At 40.3% G+C, this 14,117-nt stretch carries 16 protein-coding genes; 5 read left to right on the plus strand and 11 right to left on the minus strand.

What is annotated here, in order from left to right; genetic code table 11:
• The first annotated feature begins 161 nt into the window (after window positions 1-161).
• From AC787_RS32385 to AC787_RS32395, 3 genes are all read left to right on the plus strand, one after another.
• The gene (locus AC787_RS32385; RefSeq protein ID WP_054029122.1) at window positions 162-857 is read left to right on the plus strand and encodes a hypothetical protein; all 696 of its coding nucleotides are present in this window, start codon (window positions 162-164) and stop codon (window positions 855-857) included.
• 2,419 nt (window positions 858-3,276) lie between these two features.
• Window positions 3,277-3,945 (plus strand): SprT-like domain-containing protein, encoded by a 669-nt coding sequence (locus tag AC787_RS32390; protein ID WP_054029123.1) that lies wholly within the window; start codon window positions 3,277-3,279, stop codon window positions 3,943-3,945.
• Between the two features lie 245 nt (window positions 3,946-4,190).
• Entirely contained in the window at window positions 4,191-4,574 is a 384-nt protein-coding gene (locus AC787_RS32395; protein WP_054029124.1) for a hypothetical protein, read from the plus strand.
• A 64-nt stretch (window positions 4,575-4,638) separates the two neighbouring features.
• Here AC787_RS32395 and AC787_RS34400 read toward each other — a convergent pair whose 3' ends face one another.
• The 9 genes from AC787_RS34400 to AC787_RS32435 all read right to left on the minus strand — a co-directional run bounded on the left by AC787_RS34400 (window position 4,639) and on the right by AC787_RS32435 (window position 9,367).
• On the minus strand, window positions 4,639-4,779 hold the full coding sequence (locus tag AC787_RS34400; RefSeq protein ID WP_162531877.1) for a hypothetical protein: 141 nt from the start codon (window positions 4,777-4,779) through the stop codon (window positions 4,639-4,641).
• Between the two features lie 86 nt (window positions 4,780-4,865).
• The gene (locus tag AC787_RS32400) at window positions 4,866-5,843 is read right to left on the minus strand and encodes a zeta toxin family protein (protein ID WP_054029125.1); all 978 of its coding nucleotides are present in this window, start codon (window positions 5,841-5,843) and stop codon (window positions 4,866-4,868) included.
• Between the two features lie 110 nt (window positions 5,844-5,953).
• Window positions 5,954-6,292, minus strand: a complete 339-nt coding sequence (locus tag AC787_RS32405; protein ID WP_161807604.1) for a sigma factor-like helix-turn-helix DNA-binding protein — start codon at window positions 6,290-6,292, stop codon at window positions 5,954-5,956.
• 21 nt (window positions 6,293-6,313) lie between these two features.
• Window positions 6,314-7,375 (minus strand): phosphoadenosine phosphosulfate reductase family protein, encoded by a 1,062-nt coding sequence (locus AC787_RS32410; protein WP_054029127.1) that lies wholly within the window; start codon window positions 7,373-7,375, stop codon window positions 6,314-6,316.
• A gap of 54 nt (window positions 7,376-7,429) precedes the next feature.
• A complete protein-coding gene (locus AC787_RS32415; RefSeq protein ID WP_054029128.1) occupies window positions 7,430-7,708 on the minus strand; it encodes a hypothetical protein in 279 nt (92 codons plus the stop codon).
• Window positions 7,705-8,028, minus strand: a complete 324-nt coding sequence (locus tag AC787_RS32420; RefSeq protein ID WP_054029129.1) for a hypothetical protein — start codon at window positions 8,026-8,028, stop codon at window positions 7,705-7,707. The genes AC787_RS32415 and AC787_RS32420 overlap by 4 nt, the downstream gene beginning before the upstream one ends.
• 75 nt (window positions 8,029-8,103) lie before the next feature.
• Window positions 8,104-8,313 (minus strand): Spo0E family sporulation regulatory protein-aspartic acid phosphatase, encoded by a 210-nt coding sequence (locus AC787_RS32425; RefSeq protein WP_054029130.1) that lies wholly within the window; start codon window positions 8,311-8,313, stop codon window positions 8,104-8,106.
• Between the two features lie 23 nt (window positions 8,314-8,336).
• Window positions 8,337-9,044 (minus strand): LPD29 domain-containing protein, encoded by a 708-nt coding sequence (locus tag AC787_RS32430; protein WP_054029131.1) that lies wholly within the window; start codon window positions 9,042-9,044, stop codon window positions 8,337-8,339.
• Between the two features lie 26 nt (window positions 9,045-9,070).
• The gene (locus tag AC787_RS32435; RefSeq protein WP_054029132.1) at window positions 9,071-9,367 is read right to left on the minus strand and encodes a hypothetical protein; all 297 of its coding nucleotides are present in this window, start codon (window positions 9,365-9,367) and stop codon (window positions 9,071-9,073) included.
• Window positions 9,368-10,230: 863 nt separating this feature from the next.
• Here AC787_RS32435 and AC787_RS32445 point away from each other — a divergent pair.
• Window positions 10,231-10,674, plus strand: a complete 444-nt coding sequence (locus AC787_RS32445) for a hypothetical protein (protein ID WP_054029134.1) — start codon at window positions 10,231-10,233, stop codon at window positions 10,672-10,674.
• A 190-nt stretch (window positions 10,675-10,864) separates the two neighbouring features.
• On the opposite strand, the gene AC787_RS32450 is transcribed toward AC787_RS32445, so the two are convergent.
• Entirely contained in the window at window positions 10,865-11,278 is a 414-nt protein-coding gene (locus tag AC787_RS32450) for a hypothetical protein (protein ID WP_054029135.1), read from the minus strand.
• A gap of 425 nt (window positions 11,279-11,703) precedes the next feature.
• Between AC787_RS32450 and AC787_RS32455 the strand changes: the two genes are divergently transcribed.
• Window positions 11,704-13,038: a hypothetical protein gene (locus AC787_RS32455; RefSeq protein WP_054029136.1), complete on the plus strand. Its 1,335-nt coding sequence runs from the start codon at window positions 11,704-11,706 to the stop codon at window positions 13,036-13,038.
• A gap of 68 nt (window positions 13,039-13,106) precedes the next feature.
• Here AC787_RS32455 and AC787_RS32460 read toward each other — a convergent pair whose 3' ends face one another.
• Window positions 13,107-13,790: a hypothetical protein gene (locus AC787_RS32460; RefSeq protein ID WP_235561190.1), complete on the minus strand. Its 684-nt coding sequence runs from the start codon at window positions 13,788-13,790 to the stop codon at window positions 13,107-13,109.
• Window positions 13,791-14,117 lie beyond the last annotated feature (327 nt).

The following is a 14,117-nucleotide window of genomic DNA, read 5'->3' on the forward strand; positions in this document are numbered from 1 at the left end:
TTGTTTATATAATTGATTTATTGTCTACACTTATGCTGTCACTTAAGTTATATTTAAGATAGATACGCTTTATGAATGCTCTATTAGTTCTCGAGTAGGTAGAAGTTATCGACTAGTGACTTTGCAATAGTCATTGAATAGTGATTAGTTCATGGAGAGGAATGAGTAATATCGTGAAAGAAGAACCGCAATTTTGGCAATTAAATAAATTCTCAGAGGTCGTTTCAGAGTTAGTAGGTGAAAAAATACATTACACAACACTCAATGATTGGTTCAATTTGTTAGAATCTAAAAAGATACACTGGGTCACTCGAGTTGCAGACAATAAAAGAGTCTATGATGCTCTTGATGTAAAGGTTGCTCGTTACATTAGAGACAAGCGGTCACAAAGCTGGGGTCTTGCAGCCATTTGTGAAGTAATTCCAGACGAAATCAAAGATTTGCGGCCTTTCCCTGAGAACTTTGTTGAAAAGAGTGATGCTGTTGTATCGATTGATCAAATGCGTGTTCAGTTCGGTCAAGACATGCAAAATCTTGTAGGCGATTTGCTAAAACAAGAGTTTGACTCTATTTCAAAGCTTATGGAGAGCCATAAGCAAGCTTTGGTCGCTCAACTACAGGAAACAAACAACCCAGAAGAAGAACGTATTAAGAGACAAGCAGAAAGAATTGCCGATAACAGAGTAAGAAGCAGCTTAAGAATCGAAGCTCTGGATCAATGGATGAAACTATCAGATTCTGAAAGGCTTAAAAAGACAGGGTTATTTCGTAAAGAAGAGGACTTGAACAAACGCGATCGATTTATTGAGGAATATATACGGGACAATTTTGAAAAGAAATTTAGAGAGTCCGAATGAATTTAAGGGAAGGAAGGCCCAGCTGCCTTCCTTTTTTTGTTCTCATTAAGTCCTTCAAATAGATGTATATTTTGATAGTGAAATGGTGATACTAGAAGTAGATTAGAAGATTTAGAGGATACTGTTTAGCTCAGCTTACCTTTGTACCTGTAGTGCGCACCATTCCGAAACTGGGATGCGGGGAGAAAGGAAACGTTAAAACATCTGTGATTCTTAAGATGCTTCGAACGAGCGCTCGTACGTGTTAACGATCCGCGTTACCACTATATAGATGATCCGCATCTAATGAAGGCGATCCGCGCCATCTTTCAGTGAAGATTCGAAATCACATAATGCTCCAGGTGTCACAAGCACTTGGGGCTATTGGAATGCAATCATATTGGCTGCTGGATTGTTATCTGTGGTTAGCTGCCACACATTTCAGATAAACTTGGCCGAGAAACGATTGGGGTGTGCGTCTATAGCCAGCTGCTGCAGCTTCCTGTGCATGCTTGAAATCAATTTCTTCATCGAATCCTTCTTTTTTCGCTTTAATCTTAGATTATAAAGACAAATATTCTTTTTGCTCTTGGGTGTCAGGTTATCTATTCGAGTTACCAACCGCCAGGGGGAGCCCTCTAAAGAATCATCATCCCTGTGTATAGATTTGTATTTTCTGATAAAGTATCCACAGGCTCTATAACAAAGGGTAGAAACGCAAGCGTTTCACATGATTGAAAACATTCTCCCCACGCCCGCCCCTGCATTAAAGATGAATTGGAGTTCGAATATGGATTTGCGATTATCTTTTAGTAATAGGTTTTGATGTGGACACAATTCACCTTATCCCGGCCAGTTTATCAAGCTGGACTACAGCAGCATCGGTGGCTGCTTTTGGGATAAGGTTGGCGTAACAAAAACGACCAGTACTAACGTCGGCTGGCTGCCGGATTTGTTTCTACCCATCGCTCTTTTCAAAGCGCCAACTATTTATAGAGCTTATTGCTCTGGATCGTTTACGGTTCCTATATATCGATCCGCCACCACGGCTTTATTAGTTGCCTGCGTGATTCTGTCTCCCTTATCAGTTTCCAGTAAGGTTCAAGCGACATCCTAACCACGTACTACCCTGCGCTCGCAAGCGCAATCGGAACGGTCGCAATCCACTATGGAGTCACATAGTATTGGTTTGCATTTCGTATTTATCCGGTTTGTCTGTCCCCGGTAAGAGACAGACTTCGAGAGTGAAGCTTCACTTCGCACCTGGTTAAGTGCAAGTGGCCACGGCCGAAACGTGGCAACCATCGTTACATCGAACTACTAGCCACCGGTACGCCGCATAGAACGAGCAGGTCTTTTATAATCTTTCTTCAGGAAAAAGATTGTCTTCTCTTTAAAGACGATCTCTTTCCTCAAGAAACATTCCCCTATTATGGGCCGTGGTATCCTGTTCCACCAAGATCTGCGGATCTCACCCGGCTCAATTACCCTATTACTAAAATTGACAATAGGAAACCAAGCCCTCGGTATGCCTTCTTTTTTTAAGAAAGACACTCCGGAGCGCAAATTATATGTAGTTTGTAAGTACTAAAAGTAGTTGAATCTCATTATCTTGAATTTAGGCAATAGGAAATTAGACCCTATTAGCTCAATTTTTCAAAAAAATGAAATTTGAGTAGAGTTAACTTGTTTTTTTTTATGAAACTTAGCTAGATCGGCGGCTATGGCGCACTGTACGAGCTACGCTGGCCATCCGGCTTGCGATCCTAGACAACTAAAAAAGCCCTACTTCCGACCGATTTAACACGGTAGGAAGCAGGGCTCTACGATAGTCAGTATTTAGACCTATGTAACTTCTCCCATTTTGCTAAGAACGCTTGAAAACAGTGCGTTCGTTATGCTAAAATGATGTCAGAAAGTTGTTCTTAACAACCAATTGACTTGTCAATTTAGAAGAAGTCATCGTTAGCGCCTGTTTCGCCGTGTTTGAGACGGTCGGAGCAGCTAAAGGTTTGGCGACCTGTAGCGCTTGAAACGGTGGCTTTTTTCTATTTTCAAGGATCGATCCATCCGCTAAAAGATGGCCTCTTTTACGGTCTACTATATCATATTACTAGATTTTGATAAAGTCGAAATTTGCAAATTCATGGGAACCTTATGCTAAAATCTCCTTTTGCCCATATACAGCGCTATTTGGTAGGCTTTTATAATCCTCCGTTTACGGCTGCAGCAGGCCGCCTTTGAAGCAAATGATGCGTATTCGAGGTGAAAAGCTGCAGCGCAGAATCAAAGAATGATAGAGTCGCTTTCTAAGAGCCAGCCTCTTAAGGGAATGGCTCTTTTTTAGTTACATTTATTGAATGTGTACATTCAATAAATGATTGAAAGTACACATTCAATAAATATATACTTAAAGAAAGCACTGGAGAGGAGCCTGGATTTGAATAACATCGAGGTATTAACCGAAGAATTACATAATGTCTACCGCCGCTTGAATCTAGCCTTCTTTGATGGTGAGCTTCCAGATATAGCAATCACGATACAATCAGGTGGGAAGCGTTCAACAATGGGCTGGTGCTCGCGGCAACCCATTTGGTTTGATACTGAAGGATCCATTAAACTTTATGAAATTAACATCGCTGCAGAGTACTTAAATATTGCATTCTTAGAAACGATGAATACCATGCTGCATGAAATGGTTCATTTATATAACAAGGTCCACAAAGTAAAAGACGTTTCCCGTTCCGGCCAGTACCACAACAAGCTGTTTCGTGATGAATGTTTACGCCGGGGTTTTTATTACGAGTCAGATAAGCCGGATAAAAAACTTGGTTGGGCTTTTGCAAAGCTTACAGTCGAAACCATCAATAAAGTTGAAACCCTTCCTATCAACCAGTCCGTCTTTACGATCGCTCGCAATACGTTCGGTACCGTTGCTCCTGAAAATGAAGAGGATGAAGAGCAAACGGATGAGGAAGAGCCACGCCGTAAATCGCATATTAGAAAGATTGTATGTCCCAGCTGCGGAAACTCAGTTCGTGCATCAAAGGAGGTAAATATTCGTTGTGATGATTGCGATGAAAAGATGCTTGAAGAATTACCGGACTAACAAAATGACTGCAAATTTACCAAATCCATAAAAAATATGACTAGAGGCCCTAGGATGGGTCTCTTTCTGTTTTTAGACGGTTGTACCAGCTAATACACCTTAAAAGGCTATAGGCTTCCATATCGACTGTCAGAGCCTCATAATACGTTCATTTACCTTCCTTGGAACAAATCCCCAACTAGAAAAGAACGTTTGTTCGGTTTATAATGATAAGAATATATATGCTGAAGGTGGGGCTTCATCAAATGCCAGCAAAACAATATAACAATGATGATACGAAGATTGTTAAGGATGCCATTTTGTTTCCTTACATCCTGGATGTTCTTGAAAGAGATATACAAGTGATTATGGCCTCTAATGCAAAAATGAATTCAGTCTACGCACGGCTGCTAAGGAAAGCACAAAATGATGCCACTACTTCCTTTTATGAAGTTAAAAACCGTATGAGAAATGCCGGTATTAAAATATTTGAAGAAATTAGAGAAAAAGATGCTTTCACAACGAAGTTTGTCGTACGCGGATATCAGCATGAATTTAAGATGTTCTGGAGTCATCTGAAAATTGAAATTCAAACGAGGCTGGCTGCTTACCTAGAGGTAGATCTAACAGATAAGAAAACAGATCCATAAAACACAAATGGACGGGTGAGCCATATCGGCACATCTCCCGTCCATCTAGAGCTGACTTATACCCCTATTCATCTTGAGCAGGAGCTTTCTTTTCAGCATTTTTCTTCCTTGCTTCTTCTAGCTCTGCAGCTTCTCTGGCCAACAATTCTTTATAATATTCTTCTTTGTTGTCCTCAACGTACTTCATAAGTTTGGTTATATCCACGATTATCACCTCTTTATTATATTATAACGCTTTTCATCTAAATCTCTAAACCCATATTCCGTGTTTTTGATATCAGATTCCCCTTACTAACTTGATCCAGGATCTGATTTTTCTTCTCTTGCGATAAAAAGGGCATTTTCTCGAGCGAAAGTCTTCTTTCCATCCTGCAGCCTAAAGTTCATAACCTCTCTACCGTTTACCACATCTACTTTATAATTCTGTACAGGAGACTTGAGAAGCTCGGCCGTTACCTGCGCGCCGGTTGGCATGCCCTTCGCTTGCTTGATGAGCTCTTTTAATTCTATTGGTTTTTCCAGCTTGATCCACTGGTCAGCTTCCAGATCACCTTTAGCATAGAAACTGGCTAGCCTCTCCTCATCCAATACTCGTATTTGGTTATTGTCCTTTACGTAAAACTGCGCTGGATGGCGCTCAGACATATCATATAGAAAGAATGAGTCTAGTTTATCCTTAATGTGATGAAAAGTCACAGGCACCATTGCATGACTTTCCTTCACAATCTCTGCTGGAACCCTCCTTTGTTCCTTTAAAAAGCGTATATTTTCACGGCGATAGGCTTCTTCTAATGGAACATCCGCCAGTACACCAGATACTTTATAACCGTTTGATTTAGCAATATCTATATAACGTTCATATTTTTCTCTATTCTTCATTGTGCCATCAAAAATGATATTCAGTTTATTCTCTGTTGCTTTCATGTACAGCTTTTCACTGATATCACTGCTTTCATCATGCAGAATCGAAGCTGTTTTCTCCGGATCCCGTTGCTGCAGCTGCGTGTACTCCGGGAGCATCGATTTAATTCTATCTGAATCTATTACCAGTACACTTTCCCTTTCTGACTTAAAACCATTAATCATAAGTCCTGAAAGCGCAGATTTTCCTGATGCTGTTCCGCCGCCCATTAAATGAACTACAGGTTGATTCGTAGCTGCTGAGAGGCCTTCGATGAGCTCATTAATAATAGTACGGTGAACCTCAAGCCGCTGCTGCGTATATTGTCCATTATCCGTATACAAATCTTTTGTACTACGATCGTCCATTCTTAATCCTCCAAGTGATGTTATATATCCACTTTAAGGTAGAAGCTGACATGTTCGCAATCTAAATTCATTTATTTCTGAAGGATTAGATTTTTCTAGACTGGGTTCGTTTATTTAACCCAAGCGCGCCATTTCGGATTGATGCTCCGCAATAATTCTAATAAACCCTTTCGTTCCAGCTGGCTGACCCGGCTTCCTGAGATTCCCAACGATTCGCCAATTACCTTGCGCGTTTCCTTTTCAAAACCATTTATTCCAAGGTGCCGGCTCACTATTAACCGCCTGCGTTCGTCTTTAATCCCTGAAATATGTGCCTCCAAAACACCCTGGAAAACCTGCTGCTCATATTTCGTTAACGCTTCGGTTTTATATCCCTTTTTCCGCGTTCCGCCATAAAGCAGATCCATACAGCCTTTTTTGATAATCATATCTTTGTTATCTTCCATCATAAAAACCCCCATGTTTGTCTATTAGCTTGCATCAAACGCATCTACAAAGCAGCCGCAGCCGCCAAAATCAAATAGATCAATTTGCTGGTCTTTCCTGAGCTCATCCTCCATCGTATGAATAGGATAGGGAACATTCGGATACTCCAGCATCGTATGCTGCTTACCTGCCTCATCCGTAAATGTTTTCTTAACCGGTTGTTTTGCTTGTTTCTTCATAAATGCGTACTGTTTAATGTGCATGTGTTCGCAAGTTGCTCCAGCTGCAGGATGAATGTAGAGCTTTGGTTTTGGAGCTCGATCATAGAAATAATCTCTATAGGCGTCATCGATCTCTTGATAGAGCATTTCTCGGACCTCTTCTGTAAATCCATCCCTACCGTCTGAAACGGTATCCTTGATATACCGGTACGCGGATACGCACATTTTCAAATGGTATTCTTGCTCCATAATCTTTTGATAGACATCCGGCATCTTGGCTTTAAGCAGTTTATAGTGAGCTTGGCCAGCTTTAACGCACCTGGCGTTACAGTTGTTGTGCGCGAATCCATAATCATAGAGAATCGGCTGCTTAATCTCGTATTTCTTCAGCACGTCCTCTTTCCAAATGTTGTTGTGAATCAGCGGCATCTCTACTTTGAACGGCTTCCAGTTCTCAATAATGGCGTCTTGCCTGTGCATTTCATCAAACCCGATTCCAAAATACAAAACGGCATCCGTAATGAAATCTTCATTCTTCAGATAATGCCGGTTACGCCAATACTCAACTGCAGGCCTTTTCCCTTTTTTCAAAAAATCACTGGCTACGCGCTGCTTCAAAATTTTTGAGCAATCACCAATCCGGTTGTTGTAGACCATTTTTTTCTCAAACATGAGCTGGATGGGATTCATTCCCGTACTATGGGTCAATAAAGGGAGCTTCATTTTATCCGAGGCTTCATTTATGAAACGGTACGAGTCCTCGTTCTCCCATAATGTATCTGTGAAATACAGCACGATATTATCTTCTGGGTGAAGCGTTTGAATAAAATCAGCTGCAGCTAAGCTTGCTTTCCCTGCACTGCAAAACACGATATGGTTTCTCATATCCTTATCCCCTCCCGCATCTCATAACCGCCGTCCGTCCGCCGCAGGTCCTGTTTACGCCTCACGATTCACCTGAAATGGCACCATAACCGGATCCTGCGACCGTACCGCTCTGTAAATAAAAACAATGACCAGGATCATGAACAAAACACCTAAAACAATCATGGATCCGACTACGATTTTCATAATTAGCATTTGATAAGTTATAAGCTCATCGATCGGGAGCTTTTGATCAACAGCAAACTCAATCATTTTTCGGAATAGAAAAACCGTGATTCCTTGTGAACAGAAGAAGAAAATACCGACTGTTATGACCAAACGAAGTAATTTCATTTCATCACCTTCCTAATAATCACGACATGATCTTTATTTTGGCTTTTCACTGCAGCATCCTGTTCTTGTTGTTCCCGGTCAATTTCGAGCACGTTCCGGATTGAAACCACCATAATTCCGATAAATAGCATGGCACCGAGTACATTCCACCAAACTGTATTAGCAATATAATCAAGCTGCTTCAGTGCCCAGCTCACTAAGCTGATATCAAACCAACCTTTCATCAATTGATTAGCTAAGACCAGGATAAGCACCGCACGCAACGCATGGATTTTTTCCGATTTAGAAGTAAGCAGCAATTTAATCATTTTTTTCATCATTGTTTATTCATCCTCCGTTTTGTTAGAATAGAGGAGCGAGGGCACCGACCAAGTTTCTTCGCTCCGAGTCGTTTGCTACATAGCAGACGGCTTATTTTTTTTAAAAGTCATCGTAAGGCGTGCATGCCGAGCAATCAGGTTATCCAGTTTCTCAGAAAGCCTCAGCAAATCCTCATTTACGGATCTATAGTTGCTGCTAAATCGATTCAGCTCCTGCCGATCCGCCTCAATTTCAGCAGCCAATTGATCAAGATGTTCTCGGGTAATTTTTTTGGGTACGCTCATTGTTTTACGCCTCCTGGTTTTTATTACTTCTTTCCATAAAACTCATTTGCAGCTAGCGCAAACGCGTCATCTATCGTCACATCTTCACGCAATAAGAGATCCGCAGCTTCTAACCGGAAAAAGCTGATTAACGCTTGCAACTTCAAACGCTGCTCCGGAGTAAGTGAGTCTAACCATTGTTGTTCATCCGTCTTTTTTGGGAACAACTGCACGACATTATCAGGAAGCTTTACCGGTTCTACTCTCGCTGGTCTCCTCTCGTCCCTAGTTGGGCTCTCATCTAACATTAGATCAGGTCGATCAGCTGGTGTTTTTCCCTCCAGAATTCCGGATGCTATCAAATGCCGTTCGGCATCCACCCGTTCAAATTTCAATGCATTTGCGTAAGAGCTCCCATCAATGCTGTCCATATACTCGATTATTGCACCTTTACGCTGCTCAGATAACGACCTCACTGTGCTTAAATAGCGAGCTCCTACGTACAACTCACCTTTCCACTCGTAACCAGTAGAATCGGTATAGTCCGTGTGAGCGAGCACGCGGGTATAGCTGGTGAATCGATTTAGCACCTTATCAACATCTGGAACGAGTGGACCATCCACCCAGTACAAAGTAACGGAATTGAAATCAGAGCGGTAACTGAACTTCACACCCGGAAAAACTAGCTTCAGGGCCTCCGCGATGTGCTTCTTTGTTTCTTTGCCTGCAATAGAAATTGATTGTTTTGTCATTTTATCCAGCTCCCTTTTCTAAGTGGTTAACCTAATTTTGAAACCTCTTCATTCTCCAGCTGCTTAAGGACTTTTTCAAAAGCAGTCACCGCTCGTTCTATCGTAGCGACCACCTTTTCACGAAAACGCTCGCTGAAATCACAGCTGTTAACCATAGCGGCTAACTGCTCATCATGGCGGTAAAGCTCTTCATCAATCACAAAACCGATGACTTTAACCAGTGAGAATGATGGATCCTTAACATTACCTGCAAATGCTGGCCAACTTTGAGCCTTTTGCTCAAGCGTGCGAACCACTAAACCTTTATCAACCGTTTCGTTCATATCATCAACCTCCTAATTTATGGAAAAACGACCCTTCCCTACCCTTCATCCGATTTCGAGGAAGGCTAGCCGCGCGGCAATGAGCGCATTCTTGAAGGTTTGGAACAGAAATAAGTTAGCGAATGTACAGCTTGCGTATGTAGTTTTCAAAAAGCAATTCATCCTTGTGTCGTATCGGCATAGCCCGTTTTGCTATACCGGTTCTTGTCGTGCAAGGGTATGCCCGAAGGGATGGCGTTCGTAGAAAAGCCACCCTTGCACGGCAAGGTTCGGTATGGCAGGCTAAAATGACGAGATCGACACAGTTCTGGATGAATGCGGTTGAAAACGAAATATGCAAGTGCCACGCAACACCTTTTCGGTTCGCAAACCGTCTTCTCTTTTCTTTGCTTCTTTGAATTATTCCCACATGCTTTTTCACTTTTTTATCTTTTAAATTTCTTAATCCGTAAGAGGTCTATGCCTTTACGTGCCACCGGGTACCCCTTTTTGTAGAGCTGCAGGCGACGCAAAAAAAATTCGGAATGGAACAGGTGATATCCCTGGTCGCTTCCGAATTTGCGGGGTGGTGGGGTTTCACGCCCAAAAAAATAGGTTGGCTTTCATCATGGTCTTTCTATTAAGAATGATAAGAATCTTAGCGGTGACTTTATTCGTATACCAAGAGGAACCTTACAAGAATCGCAGCTTCTAGTGGATATTTTAGTGAGTTCCGCGTACTTTATCGATACCGTTAATCGCTAATCCCCCTGCTCACACCAGGAGGATCCTTTCTCTTTCTGAAAATATTTTTACCAAGATCTGAAATCGTTGTATTAATTTTCCGACATATAAAAGATACCCCTAAATTAAGGAGATGGCCCATGAGAACCTATGAAGATTATTACAAAGAAGAAGCACAAGGTTTAGCGGTGGGCTCTAGCAAGGGCTTACTTGATCAGCATGCTGATAAGTTAACGCTATTGGTTAAGCTGCCAAAAGCACATGTCATTGAACTGAGAGATGATATCCGCGCTAGCGCAGCTGCATCCTCTGTTATGCAAATTGAGCAACGTGGTGATTTAATTGCCTTTACGGTATCTGGCGCTGATAAAACGCTTGAAAAAGAAGCGGTATTCATCATCCCATTCAGAGATGAAACGATTAAGAATCTACAAAGAGTAGCATCTGGTGGCGGTGGTATTGAAGCCGTTATGGTGAGCGAAGATTATTCAGAGGTTTATGGTTTAGAGATTTTCAAAGAATCTCTTGCAAAGGTTACACTTCAAAAAAAAATTGATTACATCTTGAGTCTACAAAACGCATAGATCTTACTCGCTGCTAGCAACGTTCTTTCGTTGCAGCAGTTTTTTTTGTGAAGGTTAGAGATCAAATAAAAATCACTCTTAATCCTTGATTTTACTGCATATAAAAAGCTATCGTTTTGAATAAAGATTGATCAAAACGGTAGCTTTCTTTTATTTTTAAGAACTGTTTTTATAAAAAAGATTGAGTATTTTAAATTGCCTTATTCCCATAAATCTTCTCTTTATCAGCGTATTTCTTTGTTGCAGAAGAACAAATTCCGCAAGCCAGAAAAACCAACACAAAGGTGATGAGGACAAAAATAAACAACCTGCAAAGTAGCGTGTTTATTGGCCAATCAAGTTCTAGGGTTGCTATGATATACCCAATTATTATGTATCCTGCAGACCAAGCACCATACCAAGCTGCTTCATACTTAGTAAGTTGTTCTCTATACATTCTGAATATTTCCATTTTTGTTTCTGGTTCCAAAGATGTTACTGCAGTAAAAGCGGCAATTCGGGTCATAAACGCTACATATTTCTTTGATTTTAAAAATTTATCAAGATTAAAAAGCAGCACAAATGGTAATAAACATCCGGCAAGTTGAATTGCATTACCTAGCACCAAGATCCCTCCTATCTTTATTTATCTAATTGATATTGTGCCTCTAGGCAATTATGTATTTTAGCATATCTGCCCCGTTAGCAAGCATTTTCACTTAACTCCCCTAGTGACAAGAAGTGACTACACTTGTTTTGACTCAACCTTCAAATTTTACCACACAAACAAACTTTCTATTGAACAAAACTGCCCCGTTAGTTTTAGTACATTTCTTCACAATCTTTATAACAAAAAATCATTTCGCCTCTAGAAATCTATAGAGGTGAAATGATTTTAATCAAACTTTATTAAAAATTATCAATCTTTTTTATAAAGCTACATTCATTTCCGATCACGACGATTTTTTTTAAGCTTCTCATCTCGAAATACAGATATATTGGTATAATTTATTTATATTTTCTGATTACTTTCTCGGGGGTGTCCTTAGAATGGAAAGTTCATGGTTGCTTACAGATGAGATAAGCATCGAATTTGAACGCATTCAGCTAGCTCAAACCGGTATGAAATGGGATGCGATTAAAAACTCTTTAAATGATAAATATCGTGAAAGTTCAAGAAAAGGATTATTTAGATGTAAGTGCTGCAATGCAACAACCAGGATGGCTTTATTTGAAGATAAGGCCTGTCATTTCAAACATGAAAATGCAGTAGAATGTGCTGGTTCACGGAATTATACCAGGTACACAACAGCAACGAATACGCAAGAGTCTCACAAGCATAGAGTGGGTAAAGCTATTATTAAAAATCAGCTGCAAGCTGGCTTATCAAGAACCGATGCAACCGTTATTGATGGTTATTTACATAATGATGACTTGAGTTATGTACCTGATTTAATTGTACAATGGCCAACCGGCGAAGTTTGGAGTTTTGATTATGTTACTGGAACAAAGAGCGCGCAATACCAGCGCTATCTACTTAAGAAACAAGATCTTTATCATTCCAAGCAGTTTAAAAGCTATTTTTTATTCGACCACAGCCAGATTGCTTACAAAGAGGAGCAAAACGCACTGGCCTTAAGTTCATCCGAAAAGGGATCCTTGTCCTTTTTACAGGGGGTCCCTCATTGGGAAGGCCTACTTCAAGATTTAGCTGAAGAATATGGCGATATCTCTCTCGTTCCTGACAGAAGGCTCCAGTTAAAAAATAAAAATGTTGATCATTTACTTTATGTTAATGATGAAATAGACGGTTTTTTATATAAAATATCGCAGATGGAACTACGAGTAAGCACGGCACAGCTTAAGGAGATTCCAGACCAATGGTATATGATAATCGGCAATATTAAAGAAATCTCAAATAACGATATATTTCTTTTTGATCCACACAATAAAGCGTTCGCTTGGGAGAATGAAGAAGAAATAAACACGGACGAATTAAACACACTAGTCATGGCAATTGAAGCTCGACATGCAGCTATTTTGAAAGAGCAAAATGAAAAAGAAGAAGAAATACGAAAGAAATCGCTTAGACAAAAAGCTTATTTTGACCAGCAATCAAGTGTCTCTGAAGTAGCGTCATCCTATGAAACCACTACTCCCGAATATAGTCCAACTACCGGCCTAACTAGTGATGAGTCAATCATTCATTACACAGCAGTCCTAAATGCAATGCGAAATTCATCGTTAGTTGTTTCTTCTCCTGGATTTTTGGACCGCATCAAAGAGTGTGAAGATGATATCCAACTATATAACGAGACAGGCGACATATCCGATCGTTTACAAACCTATATTCGAATGATGAAAAATGCTTTACAAATACAATGACTCAGCAGTGACAGACGCAAACCCGATACAACAACGAAGGCAGCCGATCTGGCTGCCCCCCTACTTATCTATTTCATTAAAGAATCGTTGAAAAAATTCAAGCTATATAGAGCGTTAAATAGTCTTAATGCGTCAACAGGCTCCCACTCGTTAATATCATCTCTACCATGCAGTACCCAGTTACGATTAATAAACGAATGTTTATACGACTCAGCTTCAAAATCTCCATATTTAAAAGCTTTATCAATAAATCTCTGTACTGAGGTAAACAAAGGTTTATTTATGCTATTATCTTTGATTTTCTTTTTTCTTTCTTTTAAAGCTGCTTTCCAGTCCTGGTCTTTAACCGTATCAAATATTACTCCCTCAAGAATTAAAAATAAGCTCGGTATGACAATTGAATGTCGATCCTCTTCATAATTAATAAAGCAATCCTCAAGAAGACTCTTCCACTTACCTCCAAAACATCTGCCTGATAACAACACCGTTTTCATACTATTGTAGTTACCAATTTCCTTATAATGTAATTGAAAATCATGGTCAATATCTTCCTTACTCTTTCCCTCAATCAATTCTTGGCATTCCCTAAAAGTTGTGTGAGGTGGTATAGTCCACCCCGAATCAGCAGCATAAATAGCTATATTTTCAAGTAATTCGAATTGTGATTCCCAGTCTAATTCACGTATTTTTTTCATAGCTTTGTTGAGATCATCATTTGTCTTTTTCAACATGTCAAGAAATGCGGGATTCATACTGTTATTCACCCTTCCATGGCAATAAGATGAAAGTATAATACCCCAGATTCTAAAGTGTTGAGGTCTAGGGGTAATGTTTTCTTTTTCTAATATAGATCATCATCTAGCAGGTGAACAGGGTGTAAGTAATACGGTTTAGATAACTTGCTAAATGATTGCATTCAAATCGTGTAATGACCTTCTTATTTTATAAATAGTTCTCATACAAATCAGCTAATCGCGACAGCGTTTAGCTTCCGCTCGCGGCCGGAACGGACGCGCCCGGCCTACGTTGTGCTGGGAACCAGCAGAATGTAGACCGGCCGCGATTTTGGCCAAAAAAAA

The organism is Bacillus sp. FJAT-28004 (assembly GCF_001280845.1).
Classification (GTDB): domain Bacteria; phylum Bacillota; class Bacilli; order Paenibacillales; family Paenibacillaceae; genus Pristimantibacillus.

What these genes read in the sequence shown, in the direction of transcription:
- AC787_RS32400 (WP_054029125.1), bottom strand. Translation starts at nt 5,843, where the DNA reads ATGGACGATCGTAGTACAAAAGATTTGTATACGGATAATGGACAATAT.
- AC787_RS32420 (WP_054029129.1), bottom strand. Translation starts at nt 8,028, where the DNA reads ATGATGAAAAAAATGATTAAATTGCTGCTTACTTCTAAATCGGAAAAA.
- AC787_RS32410 (WP_054029127.1), bottom strand. Translation starts at nt 7,375, where the DNA reads ATGAGAAACCATATCGTGTTTTGCAGTGCAGGGAAAGCAAGCTTAGCT.
- AC787_RS32425 (WP_054029130.1), bottom strand. Translation starts at nt 8,313, where the DNA reads ATGAGCGTACCCAAAAAAATTACCCGAGAACATCTTGATCAATTGGCT.
- AC787_RS32405 (WP_161807604.1), bottom strand. Translation starts at nt 6,292, where the DNA reads ATGATGGAAGATAACAAAGATATGATTATCAAAAAAGGCTGTATGGAT.
- AC787_RS32385 (WP_054029122.1), top strand. Translation starts at nt 162, where the DNA reads ATGAGTAATATCGTGAAAGAAGAACCGCAATTTTGGCAATTAAATAAA.
- AC787_RS32430 (WP_054029131.1), bottom strand. Translation starts at nt 9,044, where the DNA reads ATGACAAAACAATCAATTTCTATTGCAGGCAAAGAAACAAAGAAGCAC.
- AC787_RS32435 (WP_054029132.1), bottom strand. Translation starts at nt 9,367, where the DNA reads ATGAACGAAACGGTTGATAAAGGTTTAGTGGTTCGCACGCTTGAGCAA.
- AC787_RS32445 (WP_054029134.1), top strand. Translation starts at nt 10,231, where the DNA reads ATGAGAACCTATGAAGATTATTACAAAGAAGAAGCACAAGGTTTAGCG.
- AC787_RS32460 (WP_235561190.1), bottom strand. Translation starts at nt 13,790, where the DNA reads ATGAATCCCGCATTTCTTGACATGTTGAAAAAGACAAATGATGATCTC.
- AC787_RS32395 (WP_054029124.1), top strand. Translation starts at nt 4,191, where the DNA reads ATGCCAGCAAAACAATATAACAATGATGATACGAAGATTGTTAAGGAT.
- AC787_RS32455 (WP_054029136.1), top strand. Translation starts at nt 11,704, where the DNA reads ATGGAAAGTTCATGGTTGCTTACAGATGAGATAAGCATCGAATTTGAA.
- AC787_RS32415 (WP_054029128.1), bottom strand. Translation starts at nt 7,708, where the DNA reads ATGAAATTACTTCGTTTGGTCATAACAGTCGGTATTTTCTTCTTCTGT.